Origin of the sequence: Arachnia propionica (genome assembly GCF_037055325.1) — a bacterium.
Lineage (GTDB): Bacteria > Actinomycetota > Actinomycetes > Propionibacteriales > Propionibacteriaceae > Arachnia.
Genome location: NZ_CP146373.1, coordinates 1,981,502 through 1,999,459 on the forward strand (window position 1 = coordinate 1,981,502; position 17,958 = coordinate 1,999,459).

Annotated in this window: 19 protein-coding genes; 4 read left to right on the plus strand and 15 right to left on the minus strand. The window is 60.6% G+C overall.

Annotated features, from left to right (window positions below; translation table 11 throughout):
* Positions 1-40: 40 nt before the first annotated feature.
* The 3 genes from V7R84_RS09155 to V7R84_RS09165 are packed head-to-tail and all read left to right on the plus strand — an operon-like array spanning position 41 to position 3,188.
* Positions 41-682 carry a TetR/AcrR family transcriptional regulator gene (locus V7R84_RS09155; RefSeq protein WP_338568182.1) on the plus strand — a complete coding sequence of 214 codons (642 nt, stop codon included), beginning with the start codon at positions 41-43 and terminating at the stop codon, positions 680-682.
* Positions 679-1,560: an ABC transporter ATP-binding protein gene (locus V7R84_RS09160; RefSeq protein ID WP_338568184.1), complete on the plus strand. Its 882-nt coding sequence runs from the start codon at positions 679-681 to the stop codon at positions 1,558-1,560. The genes V7R84_RS09155 and V7R84_RS09160 overlap by 4 nt, the downstream gene beginning before the upstream one ends.
* Positions 1,557-3,188 carry an ABC transporter permease subunit gene (locus tag V7R84_RS09165; RefSeq protein WP_338568186.1) on the plus strand — a complete coding sequence of 544 codons (1,632 nt, stop codon included), beginning with the start codon at positions 1,557-1,559 and terminating at the stop codon, positions 3,186-3,188. The genes V7R84_RS09160 and V7R84_RS09165 overlap by 4 nt, the downstream gene beginning before the upstream one ends.
* A 402-nt stretch (positions 3,189-3,590) precedes the next feature.
* On the opposite strand, the gene V7R84_RS09170 is transcribed toward V7R84_RS09165, so the two are convergent.
* From V7R84_RS09170 to V7R84_RS09235, 14 genes are all read right to left on the minus strand, one after another.
* The gene (locus V7R84_RS09170; RefSeq protein ID WP_338568188.1) at positions 3,591-4,040 is read right to left on the minus strand and encodes a DUF6301 family protein; all 450 of its coding nucleotides are present in this window, start codon (positions 4,038-4,040) and stop codon (positions 3,591-3,593) included.
* A 197-nt stretch (positions 4,041-4,237) separates the two neighbouring features.
* Entirely contained in the window at positions 4,238-4,690 is a 453-nt protein-coding gene (locus tag V7R84_RS09175) for a DUF6301 family protein (RefSeq protein ID WP_338568189.1), read from the minus strand.
* Between the two features lie 99 nt (positions 4,691-4,789).
* A complete protein-coding gene (locus V7R84_RS09180; protein WP_338568190.1) occupies positions 4,790-5,242 on the minus strand; it encodes a DUF6301 family protein in 453 nt (150 codons plus the stop codon).
* Positions 5,243-5,438: 196 nt separating this feature from the next.
* The gene (locus tag V7R84_RS09185; RefSeq protein WP_338568192.1) at positions 5,439-5,891 is read right to left on the minus strand and encodes a DUF6301 family protein; all 453 of its coding nucleotides are present in this window, start codon (positions 5,889-5,891) and stop codon (positions 5,439-5,441) included.
* A gap of 99 nt (positions 5,892-5,990) precedes the next feature.
* Entirely contained in the window at positions 5,991-6,443 is a 453-nt protein-coding gene (locus tag V7R84_RS09190; RefSeq protein WP_338568193.1) for a DUF6301 family protein, read from the minus strand.
* 161 nt (positions 6,444-6,604) lie between these two features.
* Positions 6,605-7,102 (minus strand): TY-Chap domain-containing protein, encoded by a 498-nt coding sequence (locus V7R84_RS09195; RefSeq protein ID WP_412728050.1) that lies wholly within the window; start codon positions 7,100-7,102, stop codon positions 6,605-6,607.
* A gap of 121 nt (positions 7,103-7,223) precedes the next feature.
* Positions 7,224-7,676: a DUF6301 family protein gene (locus tag V7R84_RS09200; RefSeq protein WP_338568195.1), complete on the minus strand. Its 453-nt coding sequence runs from the start codon at positions 7,674-7,676 to the stop codon at positions 7,224-7,226.
* A complete protein-coding gene (locus tag V7R84_RS09205) occupies positions 7,673-10,999 on the minus strand; it encodes a hypothetical protein (RefSeq protein WP_338568197.1) in 3,327 nt (1,108 codons plus the stop codon). The genes V7R84_RS09200 and V7R84_RS09205 overlap by 4 nt, the downstream gene beginning before the upstream one ends.
* A 143-nt stretch (positions 11,000-11,142) precedes the next feature.
* On the minus strand, positions 11,143-11,274 hold the full coding sequence (locus V7R84_RS09210; RefSeq protein WP_338568199.1) for a hypothetical protein: 132 nt from the start codon (positions 11,272-11,274) through the stop codon (positions 11,143-11,145).
* Between the two features lie 30 nt (positions 11,275-11,304).
* The gene (locus V7R84_RS09215; protein WP_338568201.1) at positions 11,305-11,538 is read right to left on the minus strand and encodes a hypothetical protein; all 234 of its coding nucleotides are present in this window, start codon (positions 11,536-11,538) and stop codon (positions 11,305-11,307) included.
* Between the two features lie 145 nt (positions 11,539-11,683).
* On the minus strand, positions 11,684-12,067 hold the full coding sequence (locus V7R84_RS09220) for a hypothetical protein (protein ID WP_338568202.1): 384 nt from the start codon (positions 12,065-12,067) through the stop codon (positions 11,684-11,686).
* 238 nt (positions 12,068-12,305) lie between these two features.
* Positions 12,306-13,343, minus strand: a complete 1,038-nt coding sequence (gene mgrA, locus V7R84_RS09225; protein ID WP_338568203.1) for an L-glyceraldehyde 3-phosphate reductase — start codon at positions 13,341-13,343, stop codon at positions 12,306-12,308.
* 56 nt (positions 13,344-13,399) lie between these two features.
* Positions 13,400-14,134, minus strand: a complete 735-nt coding sequence (locus tag V7R84_RS09230) for an ABC transporter permease (protein WP_338568205.1) — start codon at positions 14,132-14,134, stop codon at positions 13,400-13,402.
* The gene (locus V7R84_RS09235) at positions 14,124-15,074 is read right to left on the minus strand and encodes an ABC transporter ATP-binding protein (RefSeq protein WP_338568206.1); all 951 of its coding nucleotides are present in this window, start codon (positions 15,072-15,074) and stop codon (positions 14,124-14,126) included. The genes V7R84_RS09230 and V7R84_RS09235 overlap by 11 nt, the downstream gene beginning before the upstream one ends.
* Positions 15,075-15,172: 98 nt before the next feature.
* Between V7R84_RS09235 and V7R84_RS09240 the strand changes: the two genes are divergently transcribed.
* A complete protein-coding gene (locus V7R84_RS09240) occupies positions 15,173-15,715 on the plus strand; it encodes a PadR family transcriptional regulator (protein ID WP_338568208.1) in 543 nt (180 codons plus the stop codon).
* 10 nt (positions 15,716-15,725) lie between these two features.
* Here V7R84_RS09240 and V7R84_RS09245 read toward each other — a convergent pair whose 3' ends face one another.
* Positions 15,726-17,684, minus strand: a complete 1,959-nt coding sequence (locus tag V7R84_RS09245) for an OPT family oligopeptide transporter (RefSeq protein ID WP_338568210.1) — start codon at positions 17,682-17,684, stop codon at positions 15,726-15,728.
* Between the last annotated feature and the right edge of the window lie 274 nt (positions 17,685-17,958).

The following is a 17,958-nucleotide window of genomic DNA, read 5'->3' on the forward strand; positions in this document are numbered from 1 at the left end:
ATTTCTTGCACAAGCGTTCAGTTTCTTATACGCTTGTATCATGACTGATGATCTGACAGCCAGGGCACGACTCCGCGACGCCGCCATCGCGCTCATCGCGACGGGCGAGAAACCCACGGCGCGCTCCGTCGCGGCGCGAGCGAACGTGTCCATCGGGTTGATCCGACACCACTTCGGCACCATGGATGGCCTGCTGTTGACCTGCGACGAGCACGTCGCCACGCTGATCCGCAACGCCAAGAACGACGCCATCCGCGGGCCGATTCCCAACGTGTTGGAAGTCCTGCGGGAAACCGGACAAGACAACGTCCTCGGCTACCTGGCCCACCGCCTCACCGATTCCAGCACCGCCATCGATTCCCTCGTCGACCAGCTCGCCGACGACGCCGCCGGCTACATTCGCCGCGCCATCGATGCGGACCTGCTGACCCCCATCCCCAACGTTGCCGCCGCGGCGCGGATGTTGACCATCTATTCGCTGGGTTCGCTGGTGCTGGGCCGGCACCTGAAGCGCCTCCTCGACGTCGACATCGCCGCCGAGGACATCGCGGCTGAACCGGGAATCAGGGATTACGTGCAGGTGCAGCTCACGTTGTTCGCGAGCCTGTTCACCCCGCACCTGCTGGAGCAGATGCAACCCCAGCTGGAGGAGTCACGAGAAAGAAAAGAGAAAGAGCAATGAACGCCATCGAGGTGAAGGAACTCCGGAAGAAGTACGGCTCCTTCGAAGCATTGAAGGGCATTGACCTGAAGGTCCACACCGGGGAGATCTTTGGTTTCCTCGGTCCCAACGGCGCGGGCAAGTCCACCACCATCCGCATCCTCCTCGACGAGATCCGCGCCACCGGTGGCACCGCCCGGCTGCTTGGCCTCGATTCCCGCTGCGACGCCGTCGAGATCCATCGCAGGCTCGGCTACCTGCCCAGCGACCTGTCCCTGTACCCCGCGATGACCGGTGCGCAGACGCTGCGGTTTTTCGCCCGGCTGCGTGGCGGCGTCGACCAGGATTACATCGACGAGTTGCGGCAGCGATTCGACGCGAACCTTGACAAGCGCGTCGGGGAATTGTCCTCGGGGAACCGGCAGAAGGTGGGGCTGATCGCCGCGTTGATGCACAAACCCGAGCTGATCATCATGGACGAGCCCAACGCCGGTCTCGATCCGCTCGTGCAGCACGAGTTTCATCAGGTGCTGCGGGAGATCGTCGCGGAGGGCCGCACCGTGTTCCTGTCCTCCCACACCCTCTCCGAGGTGCAGCAGGTGGCCGACCGGGTCGGCATCATCCGCGCGGGCCGCTTGGTGGCGGTGGAGAACGTCGCGGATTTGCGTTCGGTGCGGCGCGTCGATCTGCTTCTGGACCGCGACGCCGATCCGGGCGACTTTATCGATATTTCCGGGGCCCGCGACGTCACCGTGGATGGGCCGCGGGTGCGCATGGCCTTCGACGGGGAGCTCGGAACCCTGCTCGATGCGCTCGGCGACCGCCGTGTCGTCGACCTGACCGCCCACGACGCCGACCTGGAGGAAATCTTCCTCGCGTTCTACCAGGAGCAGTCATGACCACCCTCGCAGTGTTGGGACGCGGCCTGCTGCCGCGTTGGAAGGCCGTTTGCGTCATCGTCGCGTGCATCCTCGCTTTCCTGCTGATGGGGGTCGCGATGGTGCAGTCGATGGACACCAATGTCTACGCTTCCCTGCCGCCGGCGCTGCTGGCGATGGCCGGGATTCCCGCCGGCGCTTCGGCTTCGGTGATGTCCTACACGCAGATGCTCGGTTTCCTGGGTGCGATCGCGGTGGCGGGGTTCGCCGTCGCGATGGGCGCGCAGCTGGTCGCGGGTGAGGAGAAGGACGGCACGTTGTCGCTGCTGCTCAGCCATCCCGTCTCCCGGTTCGGTGTGGGTGTGGCGAAGGCCGCGGCGCTGGTGCTGGCGGTCGGCGTGACGTCACTGGGTTTGTGGGGTGCGGCAGCGCTGGCGGGCCTGCCCTTCGACCTCACGTTGGGGGACGCCCATCTGGGGGAGCTCTGCCTGGCGCTGGGCGCCAATGCCCTGGTGTACGGGGGCATCGCGTTCGCGGTCGGGAGTGCGACCGGAAGTCGCGGCCTGGCCACAGGGGTCGGTGCGGCGGTTCTCGGGCTGGGGTGGTTGTTCGCCGGGTTGCTGCCGCAATGGTCGGAGGGCCGGGACTTGGCGCAGCTCATCCCGTGGTACTGGTACAGCCAGCCGGCGGTGTTGCTGAACGGCATCGACGGCGGCTACCTGGCGCTGATGCTCGGCGTCGCGACGGTGCTGCTGGCCGTCGGGGTCGTCGGTCTGCTGGTCCGCGACCTGCGTCGAACAGCGACGAGGACGCGCCCGGCCTGGCACGCCACAACCCGATGGGCCGGTTCGGCGGCTGGTCGTGGACCCTCCCGCTACCGGCTGCTGGTCTCGCGTCACACCGGTCTACTCCTGGTGCTGGGTGTGGTGATGTTCGCGGTGATGGGTCTGCTGATGGGTCCGTTGTACGAGCAGATGGCCCCGCAGCTGGAGATGGCGACGCAGTCGATGCCGCCCGCACTCATGCAGATTTGGGGCGCCACCAGCATGGCCACCCCTACCGGGTTCTACTGGGGCGAGACGATGAGCCTGATGGCCCCCGCCGCCGTGATCCTGGCCGGCGCTGCGGTGGCGTCGCGGCTGGGGTCGGACGAGCGTTCGGGCCGGCTCGGCGTGCTGCTGTCCACCCCCACCACCCGCACCCGGATGCTGGCCACGGCGGCGGCAGCGCAGGCGACGCTCATCGCTCTGGTCGCGGGGCTGACGGGCCTCGGGATCTGGGGTGGGGCCCGGCTGGGCTCGCTGGGTCTGGCGACGGAGAACGTCGCAGGCGCCACCGCGCACCTGCTGGCGCTGGGCCTGTTCATCGGAGCGGCGGCGCTGCTGGCGGCGGCTGCCCTGGGCACCTCGGCGGCAGCGACCTGGACCGCGACCGGGGTGGGGCTGGTCGGCTACGTCATCAACACCACCCTGCCCATGAATCCTGACCTCGCGGATTGGGCCCGCATCTCCCCGTTCCACTGGTACGGGGCCACCAATCCCTTGGAGAACGGCGCCAACTGGGGGCACGTCGCGATCCTGCTGGTGGGGTCGGCGGTGTTGCTGGCAGCATCCTTCCCGCTGTTCACCAGACGCGACCTGCGGGTGTGATCCCACGCCTTCGACCCTCCCTGCCTGGACTCACATAGTCGAGAGGCGAGGGAGGGTCGAAGGATTTGCTGCATGGAGCACGGTGTCTGGTCTGGATCAACTGCCGATGTCGGGGCTCACGTGTGTTGTCGTCAGAAGTCATGGGTCGGGTGCGCGAATTCATCGGTCCCGACACGACACGTCCCCTCAGGAATCTCGTCACGCGCGCGGGGAGCACAGCAATGGTCGAAAACAGCTTCTTCTCAAAATCATCCCGCGTCGTGTATACAAAACTCCTTTACACATAGACAACACCACAACACGGGCAGCTTTTAGGGTCAAAAATGAAACATCCTATCGTTTTAGATGCCCTAAGATTATCCACATCAGCCCTAAGGGCCGCCGTCTTTTAGGGTTAGCTGTTTAGGTAAAATGCCACTGCCCCTGCGGCGTGGTAAACCAGAAAAGCAGCGCATCAGAGCCTCCGGTGATCTCTGCAAATGATTCGTTTGAGAATTTCCAAACGACGACAGGATCATCACCAGTCCCTAGAAAGAATGCTTCCCCCCAAGCCCTTCTCCCAGCAGTCGCATAGGATGCGAAAAGGTCGTTCAGCTCCGCGGCCCCCTCAGCATCCCCTGTTTCATTATTTGCCGTGACGAGTGAAACTCGACAGATACTGCCCGATTTGTCCGCCCTGAGAGTTGCATTCCCAATTTCGTCGTCATATACATTGAAACAACTCGGTCGCAGAGTGGGTTTCCAGCCCATTTGCTCGGCGTAGGGAGGGAAGTCGTTGAGTTGGATGGGCCACGGAAACTGCATGAGCCTGTTGGTCCACGTGATGAAATCTCGTGGGGGGAATATGATCATGGTTTTTCTTTCTTGATGAATTCGGCGACGAGTTATCCCTGAGGCTTATTCACAGCCATCCTCAAACGCGCTCTGACTAGGGGTTTCACTGGTTGACACGTCGCCTGTGAATAAGCCTCCCTCACTGGGCTCGAGAATGACCCTATCACCCAGATCGCATACCATCAGCTCTCGCATCCTTGTACAACCCGAACCTTCTAGAGGAACTGCCGCCTTCCTTGGGGAGTGAAGAACCGAAACATGACAGTCCTGCGCCCTCTTGTCACCTGAGTGAACATGTCCCCAGGGAACCTCCACGTCACACCAGGCCCATCTCCGGCCTCCAGCAGGAACGGCTCCCCCCACGCCTCCCTCCCAGCAGCCGCACACGACACAAAATGATCATTCAACTCAGCAGCACCCTCGTCATTCCTTGCCTTATTCAGCGCAGCTCGCAAAAACAGATTACGCACATTCCCATCCCTGTCACTACTGAGAATCGTGATCTCATCATCATTATCAGAACATACACTGAACTCATCCGGCAGCGAGGTGGGCTTCCAACCCAGCCTCTCGGCGTAGGGAGGGAAGTTGTTGACCTGGATGGGCCATGGGAAATGCATGAGCGCGTTGCTCCACGTGATGAATTCTTGCGGGGCAAATATAATCATCATGTCTCCTTTTTAATGAAACCAGCGACGAGCACTCCAGCCCTGAACTTGAGAATAATCAAACCATCCACCTTCACGCCCTTGTGAAACCCGAACCTTCTAGAGAAAATACCACCGCCCCTCCGGCGTGAAGAACCGAAACAGAACAGCCGTGGATCCCCCTGTTACCTGAGCGAACATGTCACCAGGGAACCTCCAGGTAGCAGTGGGATCATCCCCAGCTTCCAGCAGGAAAGGCTCCCCCCACTCCTTCCTCCCAGCAGCAACACAGGACACGAGATGATCATTCAACTCAGCAGCACCCTCGACATCATCAGCGTCATTTATCGCCATGTGCAAAAAAAGCTTATACACGTCCCCTGCCTCACTACTGCTGAGGATCGTGATCTCATCATTTTTGTCAGGGACCACGTTGAACCACGTCGGTCGCGAAGTAGGTTTCCAGCCCAGCTGTTCGGCGTAGGGAGGGAAGTCGTTGAGCTGGATAGGCCATGGAAACTGCACAAGCATGTTGGCCCAGGTGATGAAATCTTGCGGGGGGAATATGATCATGATATTGCTTTCTTGATAAATGCGGTGATGAGTTATCTGTCTTTAAGCTTGACAATGTCCTTACCATCCGAGCCAAACACAGAGGCTTATTCACAGACAGCGTGGCGGCCAGTAAAACCCCTAGTCAGGGCGCACTTCAGGAAGGCTGTGAATAAACCTCGCAATCCACCCTTACCCCTTATAAAACCCGAATTCTCTAGAGAAAATACCACCGCCCCTCCGGCGTGAAGAACCGAAACAGAACAGCCATGAATCCCCCTGTCACTTGAGCGAACATGTCCCCAGGGAACCTCCAGGTAGCAGTGGGATCATCCCCAGCCTCCAGCAGAAACGGCTCCCCCCACGCCTTCCTCCCAGCAGCCACACAAGACACAAAATGATCATTCAACTCAACAGCACCCTCATCATTCTTCATGTCGTTCACCGCCATGTACAAAAAAAGTTTATACACATCCCCTGTTTCACTGCTACTGAGAGTCGTGAACTCATAATCATTGTCAGGGAATACAGTGAATTCATTTGGCAACGAAGTGGGCTTCCAGCCCAATTGTTCAGCATAGGGAAGGAAGTCGTTGAGTCGGATGGGCCACGGAAACTGTATGAGTGTGTTAGTCCACATGATGAATTCTTGCGGGGCAAATATAATCATGTTGCCTCCTTTTTGATGAAACCAGCGACGAGCAGCCCAGCCCTGAGCTTGAGAATAATCGGACCATCCACCTTCACGCCCTTGTGAAACCCGAGTCTTCTAGAGGAACTGGTATTTCCCTTGGGGTGTGAAGAAATTAAACAGAACAGCCCTACTCCCTCCTGTCACCTGAGCGAACATGTCCCCAGGGAACCTCCACGTCACACCAGGACCACCCCCAGCTTCCAGCAGGAACGGATTCCCCCACGCCTTCTTTCCAGCAGCCACACAGGACACAAAATGATCATTCAACTCAGCAGCACCCTCATCATCCTCAGCCTCATTCGACGCCATATACAAAAACAGATTACGCACATTCCCATCCCTGTCACTACTGAGAATCGTGATCTCATCATCATTGTCAGGAAGTACGCTGAATTCATCCGGCAGCGAGGTAGGCTTCCAGCCCAGTTTTTCGGCGTAGGGGGTGAAGTCGTTGAGTTGGATGGGCCATGGGAACTGCACGAGCGTGTTGGTCCAGGTGATGAAATCTTGCGGGGGGAATATGATCATGGTGTTTCTTTCTTGATGAAATCGGTGACGAGTTGTCCGTCCTTGGGTTCGAGTGTGGTGGATATTCGCATTCCCTGGGTGCGGTGTGATAACAGAAAGGGACCTATCCGCAACCACCCTGGATGTGGGTGGTTTGCGGATAGATCCCTACGCGCTGGCTGTCAGGCACGCTCCCGCTGGAGACCAAGGGACGGAAGGTCGAGTTCATCAGTCCCGACACTACGCTCCTCCTCGGGGATTTCGTCGCGGTAGTCGGGGTAGCTCCACGCCTTGTAGACGAGCCGCTCCGGAGAATCAACATCACCGATGTCCCGAAGCCGAATAACACACGCCCGAACAACATTCCTGATGGTAGCGCTGGGTGTGGGCCAGGGAAGCTCCTGCTTCCACGTGAAACCATCCTCATCAGGAGCAAACCCCAACTCCCGGAACTCCGCCTGCTGCGCATCAGTGAAGGTGACCCGCTGATTCCCGACATTCAACAAGGACAACTCAGCAGTCATCGTGGTGTTATGACCAAACGCATAGATCCCACCAAACTGCACAAACGGCGTCCCCGTCTTCCCGGCCTGATCCGGCACACCAACAATCAAAATCGTGTGCGACGGAAACGCCATAACAGTCGAAAACAACCTCTTCTCAAAATCATCCCACGACATATACACAAAACTCCTTTACACATAGGACCACACCAAAACACAAAACAGCCTCCCCCACAGGACCCGCCACCGATTCCACCCAAACCACACCCACTTTCACTTCTTGCGAAAATCGAGTCTTCTAGACGAACTGGTATTTCCCTTGGGGCGTGAAGAAATTAAACAGAACAGCCCTGCTCCCTCTTGTCACTTGAGTGAACATGTCTCCGGGGAACCTCCACGTCACACCAGGCCCATCCCCAGCCTCCAGCAGGAAAGGATCCCCCCACGCCTCCCTCCCAGCAGCAACACAGGACACAAAATGATCATTCAACCCAACAGCACCCTCAGCGTCCTCAGCCTCATTCGACGCCATGCGCAAAAACAGTTCGTACACATCCCCAGCTTCGTCGTCACCAAGAATCGCACGCCCGCCGTTATTACCGGCACGTACGCTGAACTCATCCGGCAGCGAGGTGGGTTTCCAGCCCAATTTCTCTGCATAGGGAGCGAAGTCGTCGACTTGGATGGGCCACGGAAACTGCACGAGTGTATTGGCCCAGGTGATGAATTCCTGTGGGGGGAATATGATCATGGTGTTTCTTTCTTGATGAATTCGGTGATGAGTTGTCCGTCCTTGAGTTTGAGAATGACTTTACCACCGAGATCAAACTGTCCCACCTTGACGGTGCCGTCGGTTCGGGCATTGACCATTTCGTAGACGACCTCGACGCCTTCGGTTTTCAGTTTCTGGTAGAAACCGGCGTGCTCTGGCGAGTGCTCCAAAGAGGTCAGGGCCTCGAGGAGTCTCGGGTCCTGGTTCTTCCCGCTCAACAGGTCCATCACGTACTCCGCGGTTCCCTGCTGCGCCCTGGAACCCGCGGCAGTCTCCCGGCTGCCGAGTCCAGGGCTGTCGCCGCCCTTGTTCTCCCCGAAAACCAGCCGCGAATCACCCTCGGTGCTAAACCGGTCCCCCCTCCCCGCACCAGTGGGTTTCGCCCCATCCGGGGTATCGGCAGGTTCACCCAGCAAATGTTTGCGCCCTGCACCACCCGCATCCGGGGAGTGGTCGAGAGTGAAGTGATGCCCCGCACGATCCCCCGCCCACTCCGACACCTTCCGCAGATCAGACGCAGACCTTGTAGCAGCACGAAGGTCTTTCCTGATCTGTTTCGCTTTGGCCTGCGATTCAGGATCCAAGGCATCAAGGTTATTTTTGATTTCTTCTGCGAGTTTCGCGTAGGACTTGTCGGTGGTGTCGAGTTGTAGTTTCTTGCCGTCCCGAGTTTTCAGGGTTTCGATGTCATTGATCGCCTGAGTGGCCGCACGACGATCCGTGCGTGCTTTGGTGCGAGCCTCATCCCAGATACGCGTATCAGCCTTAGTGCGTTCAGCCAGCGCGGGATTGTTCCAGTCATGATCACCCAACAGGATCTTCCGGGCGTAGTACTTGATGCCCTTCGGTCTGTGAGCATACGGATCCTCCGCGAACTGCCCATTATCGGAATGCCGCAGCCTATTGTCCTGACTCCTGAAAGTCCCTTCCGGATCAGAAGCGTAATGTTTCCGACCATCACCACGATCGACCTCCACCGGATCGCCATGGTCATCGTAGAGAGGATTCCCCTTCTCGTCGTAGCGGGGAAGATCATCTATCGGATCGTTTCCTGAACCCGACCCTCCATGATCCGATCCATCACCGCCAGAACCAGAACCCTCATCCGGGTGACGATGATCATCCGCACCATCAACCCCGTCACCACGTCCATCACCGGGATGCTCACCCCGGCCAGGATTTTCATCCACGTCAGGATGCCTATCCCGACCCGAATGCTCATCCACATCAGGACGCCTATCCCGACCCGAATGCTCATCCACATCAGGACGCCTATCCCGACCCGAATGCTCATCCACATCAGGACGCCTATCCCGACCCGAATGCTCATCCACATCAGGACGCCTATCCCGACCCGAATGCTCATCCGGACCGGAATGCTTGTCCCGACTCGGATGGTTGTCGGGTGTGATGTCGGTTCTGGGTTTGGCAGGATCGCCGGTGTCAGTACGGGGCCGCTCGACATCGTCCCCACGCCCCTCTGGACGCGTCCTGTCGCCGGGACGCTGGTCAGGCGAATCCGCGAGATCAGCATCCGGTTTCTTCCGAGGAGCATCAGGAACATCACTTCCCGGCTCCCCTCCACGGTTACGCGTCCTGGGAGCATGATCATCCGGCACGTTGTTCTCATCCGGAGAACGCCTCGGTCGCGATGGAACCTCCGGCTCCGGCGCATGGGGCGCACCACCGTGGTGGCTCGGCGCGCCGCCATGATGCCCCGACGACCCGCCATGCGAGGTTCCACCCCCATGCCCGGCCCCGCCACCGCCGGTATGCGGAGTGGCACCGCCGTTGTTTCCAAGATGAGCACTCGCCGATCCCCCACCATGCGAGGAACCACCACCATGACCTGCCCCGCCAGCACCATGATGCGCGCTCGGGCCTTCGCCACGACCACCAGCCGATGTGTGACCCGGCTCCGGGGAATGACCATGGGACGTCGACCCGCCCACCTCCATGGAGCGACCTCCGCCCGTTCCGGCCAAGGCCGGCTCACGCACCTCGGGAGCATCCATACCGGGACGCGACGGGACTTTGCCGGGAGAATCCACCGGGTTCGACGTGAGTTTCGGCCCACCCGGGTTGGCCGGGGCCTCGAAATCAGGACCCGGCCCCGAGGACCTTGACACACCACCCCCACTGGTGGCGTGTGGGGAAGCGCCGCCGTGGCCGCTCGGGTTGTGCCCGCTGGGGGTGAGCGGCCCTGATTTGGTGGGCCCTGCCGCATCGGTGAGATCGACAGGGGTTTTGGAACGAAGTTTCTGGATCTGTTCCAAACCCAGATCAATAGCCTTGACCCCGCCCCGGATCAGCCACCCACCGCCGGGAACCGCGAAGTCTGCCACCCGCGTGGCCATGTTCACCGTTTTGAGTGCTGCAGCACCCACCTTGGTGCCACCTATGACGCCCTTGGCCGCACCGGCGCCAGGAATGAAGTTCGATCCGATGTTCAACGCCGACTCGGTGGCCGCAGCAACCGGGTCCTCCGCCCATTTGTGCCAGCCGTCCTTACCGGCCTTGTGAGCTGCGTAGTCGAAACCGATCATGCCGGTCCATGCGGTCGCGGCGACATCATGGCGGGCATCCACCCATGCGTCCACATCATCGTTACCGAAGAACTTGATCGTGTCACTTACATCCAAGGCCAACAGAGCCGTCGACCCGATGAAATCAACTACTCCCAACCAGGTGTTACCAGCATTCGCCAACGACCATGACCCATCCGGAGCGAAACCGAACATGGCCTTGGCGCCATCCCAGGTGCCCTGGAGAAAGTTTCCCGCCCCGTGTACAACGGACTCGCCGCAGTTGCGGTTCTTCTCCACCGGCGCGCCCCAGGGCATCATCTCCCCAGACTGCATAAGCGCATCCGCCGAGATTCCCTCCACCGCGGGCAGCTCTACCCCATCCAGCAACCCATTAATCGAGTTCGCGCACGCAGCAGCCGCTGTGGTGAGAGTCTCCACCACCTTCGCGTAACGCCCCAACAACGCGTTGTTACGATCCACTACCTCCTGATGATCCCGCCACTTGTCCCCATACTCCGACAACGTGGCGCTACGAAACGAAGCAGCCTCCTGCTCCAATGTTGCAAGCTCACTCTTGACCGGTTCTATCGCACCAGCGAAATCATCCAACGCACTAGAAGCCTTCTCAAACTTCGTTTTAATCGTCTCCGACGCCGTCGCCGCCGGAGCCATCAACCCATACGCCTGCTCCGCTTCCGGAGCCACATACACAGCCGGTAAACCATTCCACAACCCAACAATCGCATCCATCCGGGAATCAATCGTTTGTCCCATGGACTTCAGTTTCCCGGACGCGGCCCTCACATTCTCCGCATTAATATCCTTACTCTTACACGGAAACGCCTCCGGCATCACTAACCCATCACCCGACTGCGGCTGCTCACCCATCACACACCACTTTCTTCTTGCTTTGGAATTTACTGGTCATCTTTGTAGCCGTGGGTTTCGAAATAGGAGAAGTCGCCGCTCGACGCCGATGCTGTCATCTGGCGTTGGAACTCGCCGGCCATGTCGCCCTGCCCACGGTTGCAGGCGACACGTGAGTTCACCACTCTCACATGCCGGTCTGCGGATCCCCCTTACTCGGGGATGGCCGAGCGTGCGGTTGATAGGGCCCTGGCGGCCACGTCATCGTTCTCCGCCAACGATTGACGGATCGCTCCAATCACCTCACGTACCTGACGACCCGCCATGTTCCACTGCTGCTCCAGATGCGCATACTCATCCGAGACCCCATCAGCCTGATACGCACTCATCGCCTGCTTCACATCAGCATCCCGACGATCCAACGCAGCCTCCAACTCCGAAGCCACCGCCTCAAAATTCCCCTGCACAGCCTGAGACGCACCCACACTGTAATCATTACGATCCATCTGATTACCAGACATCACACACACTCCCAACACAACAAACCAGAAATAAACAAACACCCCCCACAAGCAACAATCCCAGCAGAAACTACTGCGGACCGATACGCGACAAAAACCCCTCAGCACTGAAATCAGCAGCACCCTCCGCCGACGCATGCACCGACGCACCATCCTCAGCCGCCGTCACAAACGCCCGATTCTGCCCCGAAATCGAACCCACAATCCCAGCCAACGCAGAATTCAACGACGCAGAAATCTCATCCACACTCACCTTGAACTTGTCAAACGCAGCCCTCGCCGGACCATTCACCTGACCCGACAACGGCTCAGCAGCCTCAAACAACCGCCTCACCAACACCCCCAAATCCTCAGACTCCGTCTGAGACCGCTGCCCCAACACCACCAACGTGTCACTCTCCATCGCGAACTTCACGCGAAACACCCCTTCCCGAAAAAACAATTCCTCACACACAAAAAATTTGAGGTCCCCATACCCTCACCCACCCCACCACCACCCCACAACCACCCTTTAAACATCAAATACAACCCGCCTGCCGCCGATCCACCCCACACGCCCCCGACAAGCGACAACACCCCACAACACGCCACCATGTCCACCAAACGGACGACACCCGGAAACTCCTCCGGCATAACACACGGTTAACGCCCACCCACCCGACACGAAGCGGAATGTGCGTGCTGGGCGCCTCTCAGTCCTCGGTTTGACTGACCCAGAGATTGATCCCCGACTCGACGGCGTGCTCATCGATGGCGGCCAGCTCGTCGTCGGTGAAGACCATGTTCTCCAAGGCCCCCAGGTTGGATTCCAGCTGTCGCAGCGACGACACACCGATCAGCGTCGACGTGACCCGTGGGTCGCGCAGCACCCAGGCGAGCGCCATCTGCGCCAACGACTGCCCACGCTCACGGGCAATCTCGTGGAGGGCGCGAACATGGGTGAGGACGTCGTCGCTGAGCTGTTCGCGGGTCAGCGACCCGCCACGCGCCGCACGGGAGTCCTCCGGAACGCCACTGAGATAGCGGTCGGTGAGCAGCCCCTGCGCCAGGGCGGTGAAGGCGATGATGCCCATGCCCTGGTTCTCGCAGGCATCGATCAGGTCGGATTCGATCCAGCGGTTGAGCATGTTGTAGCTGGGCTGGTGGATCAACAGCGGGGTGCCGAGTTCACGGGCGATGCGGGCCGCCTCCTGGGTCCTGGTGGCCGAGTACGACGAAATCCCGACATACAGAGCCCGACCGGAACGCACTGCCCGGTCGAGGGCCGTCATGGTCTCCTCGACGGGGGTATCGGGGTCGAAACGATGCGAATAGAAAATGTCGACATAATCCAGGCCCATGCGCTCCAGCGACTGATCGAGGGAGGCCAGCACGTACTTGCGCGACCCACCGCCCTGCCCATAAGGACCCGGCCACATGTCATAGCCCGCCTTGGTGGAGATGATCAACTCGTCACGAAACGGCGCGAGATCCTGCCGGAAAATGGTGCCGAAATTGATCTCCGCCTGCCCATAGGGCGGACCATAATTGTTGGCGAGATCGAAATGAGTGATGCCGGCGTCGAAAGCGCGACGAATGATAGCCCGCTGCACTCCGAGGGGTTTGTCGTCGCCGAAATTTTGCCACAACCCCAACGACATCGTCGGAAGCAGCAGCCCAGAACGTCCACAGCGACGGTAGGGCATACGACCGTCGTAGCGGTCGGGATCGGGAGTGTAGGTCGGAAACATGGCCTCATCCTGCCAGCCACCCTCCCCGCATCAGCACGGGGAGGGTGGTCAGCCGGTCAGGTCCGCTCGAGGATCCGGATGGCCGCGAGGAAACCGAGCACCGACCAGACGGCGAGCACCACGTAGCTGATGATTCCGGCCTGAAAGGTCTCGTGTGCCAGGGAGGCCCTCATCACCTGGGCCATGTGATGGAGCGGCAACAGCAGGTGCACGAACTGCAGCCACTCGGGCAGACGGTCCATCGGGAAACTGATCGGTGTGAACATGAGGGTAACGAACGCAATAATCTGCGACAGCCCCATCGCGAGCTCAGCCGGCATCGCATACGAGTAGCCGTAGCCGATGCCGAAACAGGCCGTCACCACCAGCACGTAGGCGGGGATGATCGTCCACAAAACCGAGAACCCGGGCTGGAACATGAAATGCGCGGTCACGACGGCGATGACGATCGCCGGCACCGTCACGAGCAGCCAGACCGTGCAGTCGGCGAACAGGAAGTTCTTGCGACTCACGGGCAGCGACTTGATGAAGTCGATGTACCCGGCTACCCGCGCGGTCGCGTTCTGCATGGGGACGACGACGAGCGCGGTCATGATCAGAACGATCGTCGGCGCCCCCGTGGCCAGGTACAGCATCTCGTTTCCCGCAGACGAAGAGGGCACCAGGAACGAAAACCCGATGATCACGCCGAGCGCTATAACCGTGAAAAATATGCCGTAGGCCACCAGGTGGCCGCCCAGTTTCTGGGCCTGAAGCCTGAACACATGCCCCAGTTCCGTTTCAGTGCGCATCGGTGCCCGCCTCCTTGCTCCCCACCAGCTGAACGTAGGTGTCCTCCAGGGACATCTCGCGCAGCGAGTAGTCGCCCACCAACCGGCGGCCCCGCAGCTCCGCGGCCCACGTCAGGGCGTCAACCGCCCGATCCCTCGGGAATGAGACGACCACCTCGCCGTTTCTGACCTCGATGTTCCCGGCCCAGTCCGGCTGCCCGAAGGCCTCGCGCGAGGCCGTGGTGAATGCCTGCAGCTTCATGTCGTCCCCGACCGTTGAGGCCTTGATGCGCGACGCATTCCCCCGAGCCAACACCCTGCCGTGATCCAGGATCGCCATCTCATCCACGGCCCCCTCGGCCTCGCCGATGTTGTGGGTCACCAGCAACACCGCCGTGCCGTCCCCGGTCAGCTCGCGGATCGAACCCCACAGGTACCTGCGCCGCACCGGATCGACGTCGTTCGTGGGCTCATCGAGCACCACCACACGTCCCGGTCGGATCGCCGCCATGCAGAAACAGGTCAACCGCAGCACACCCCCGGACAACTTATTGCCGGGCTGATCCGCCCACTCGGCAATGTCCAGCTGTTCGAACAGTTCACCGACCCTGCGCGTGATCTCCTCATCGCCGGCTCCGCGCATCCTGGCCATCAGGCTCGTGATGGCGCGCGGGGTCAGCTCCCCCAGGGGAACGGACGCCTGCGGCTGCACCGAGCACAGATAGCGTCCCCGCCGCCGATTCCGGACGATGTCCTCACCGGCCACCACGATCGAGCCCGCATCCGGGCGGAGCAGTCCCAGCAGCTGGTTCACCAGCGTCGTCTTGCCGGCCCCGTTGTGCCCGAACAGCCCGAACACCGACCCTTCCTCGACGTGCAGGGTGACGTCGTCATTCGCCACCACCCCACCGTCCCGGGTCCCGTACGTCTTGGAGACGTGATCGACCTCAATCAGTGCCATGTCCTGACCTCCTGAGTCCTACACACCCGCATCTATATCTCATAGATATATATCTAACAGATACATTCTCGTGGGGCAAGTGCACTACCGTGACACCCGTGAGCTACGTGATCCTCGGGCTGCTGCACATCGCCCGCATGAGCCTGTACGACCTCATGAAGGCCTTCGAGGCCGGGGCGTCGCTCTTCTACGGCTCCAGCGCCGGAAGCATCAAACGTTCCCTCGACAAACTCCTGGCGGAGGGAGCGGTGGAGGTCACCCATCAGGAACCCGGAGCCCGCGGACGCCGGGAATACGGACTCACACCCCTGGGCAGACAGAAATTCACGACATGGATGCATGCCGAAGTCCAAGGAAACTTCGACGCCACAGGGGTCGCCCGAATCTATTTCCTGGGACTCATCCCTCCAGCCGACCGCCCACCGATCATCGCGAGGCTCCGGGAATGCATCACCGCGGAACTCGAACGACTGGAGTCTGTGGAACAACAAATCTCCGGACAAGAAGTACCCGACACCTACCGCGACGTGGGCCGCTTCAACCAAGCCGCCCTCCACTACGGCCTGTCATCGATACGCCACACCTACGACTGGCTCACCGCCTTCGAAACCGAAGTAACGAAACACGACGAAACGACATAAGACGCAACCCTCAGGAACGCGTCCCCTCACGACCCGCCATCCGGTACAACGCCCGAACAACCACCACAAACAGCACAACCCCCACCACCGTGGTGACGCCACCAAACCCCTTGGGCACAATCGCCAACGGATCCTCCTTGCCGCTGAAACCGACGATGCCGGCGAAGATCACGCCGTAAAGGCTCTCGCCCACGATGAGGCTCGTGGCCATGAGCGTCCCCAGGCGCGTCGCCTTCTCCGGATTGGTAGAACGCTGCGCCCAGCGGTTGTAGAGCGCACCCAGGCCCGCGCCGACGGGGATCATGATGGTGACGGCGGCGGGAAGGTACATCCCCATGCCCACGGCCAGCGGCGGCAGGGAGAGCTTCGGCGTCGCGCGTTTCAGGACCTCGTCAATGACGATGGCAACGACTCCGATGCCGGCGCCGAGACCCAGCAGGCCCCAGTTGATGGAGCCACCAAACACCCCGGATACCAGGGAGGAGATCAGGGAGGCCTGGGGAGCCGCCAAGGCGTTCTCACCGGCGCCAGGAGCCCCGGCGAAACCGAAAGCGGTCTGCATGAGACTCAAAACCGGCGGGATGACGATCGCCCCGAAGACCACACCGATGATCAACGCGACCTGCTGTTTCCACGGGGTGGAGTCCACCAGCTGCCCGGTCTTGAGATCCTGCAGGTTGTCGTTGGAGATCGACGCGATGCTGAAAACCACCGCGCTCGTGAACAGGGTGTAGGCCACCAAGGCGCTGGTCTCGTCACCGGATGCCGAGCTGGCGACGGCCTTGACGAGCACGGCGGCAGCGAGCGCCGCGAGAATGCCAACACCCGAGATCGGCGAGTTGGAAGATCCGATGAGCCCGGCCATGTAGCCGCACACCGAGGCCACCGCCAGGCCCGTGATCAGGATGAACAGGATCGAGACCAGGATCAGCCCCCACGCGTGGTTCGCCACACCGGTGTCCTTGAGGAAAAGCCACATCAACACACCGATGGGAAGCATGGATCCCAGAGTGACGCCCACGACCACCTTCATGGACAGGTCGCGCTCCGTGAGGGGGACGTCGCTGTCGGTGACCCTCCCGCGTCCCTTGGCGAGAGATTCACCGATGCCCTTGACGATGGGACCGAGGATCTTCACGAAGGTCCAGATCGCGGCAATCGCGATGGCACCGGCACCGATGAACCGCACGTCCGTGGAGAAGATCTTGCTGATCACGCCCTGCAGCTCATCGACACCCTCCACCTGCCCCCAGGTGCGGATGGGCAGCATGACGCCGTAGGAGATGACCAGCCCCAGGATCATGGCAACACCGACGGCGATGCCGACCAGATGCCCCACGCCGATGAGGGCCGTGGACAGCGACGTGCTGAACATGGTGGCGCCCGCTCCGACCTTGAAGACGCTGGAAATCTCCACCCCGATGGCCTTGAGAGACGACAGGAGGGACAGCCCCGCGGAAGCCAGCGAGCCCCGCAGAATCATCCTGAATCCCTGCTGGGACTCCTCGGCCCCCTCGGTGGTGTCGCCGACGCGAAGCACCTCGGCCCCCGCCACTCCCTCGGGATACGGCAGATCGGAATGGGTGACCAGGGCCCGCCGCAGCGGAATGGAGTAGGTGACCCCGAGGATGCCGCCAAGAATGATGATGAAGACCGTCGTCCAGTAGGGAAAACCCGACCACCAGCCGATGATGATGAGTCCCGGCAGGACGAAGATGATCGACGACAGGGTGCCGGCTGCCGAAGCGATCGTCTGAACGATGTTGTTCTCCTGGACCGTGTGATCGGCGAAACGCCGCAGGATTGCCATGGAGATGACCGCGGCCGGGATGGATGTGGCGAAGGTGATCCCCACCTTGAGCCCCAGATAGACGTTCGCCGCCGTGAAGACGACGGTGATGATGCCGCCGATAATTATGCCGCGAATCGTCAGTTCCTTGATGGAACTGGTTGCGGGTGAATGGGACATGGTGAGAACTCTCGTTGTCAGCTTCTTTCCGCAGGCAGGATAACACCGGGAGAGGCAGCGGTGGAGGTCACACATCAGGGGCCCGGGGCCCGCGGACGCCGGGAATACGGGCTCACACCCGATAACCGCAGGGAAATTCCCATCCCTCAGGTTCCGGCTCCACGTTGACATCACATTCCTGCTCCACCGCGAAGACGGAATCAAAAGCGGGAATCGCCGCGCGAAGAGACGCTTCCCACAAGAAAACCACCGACACACACGGCGGCTGGTCAGA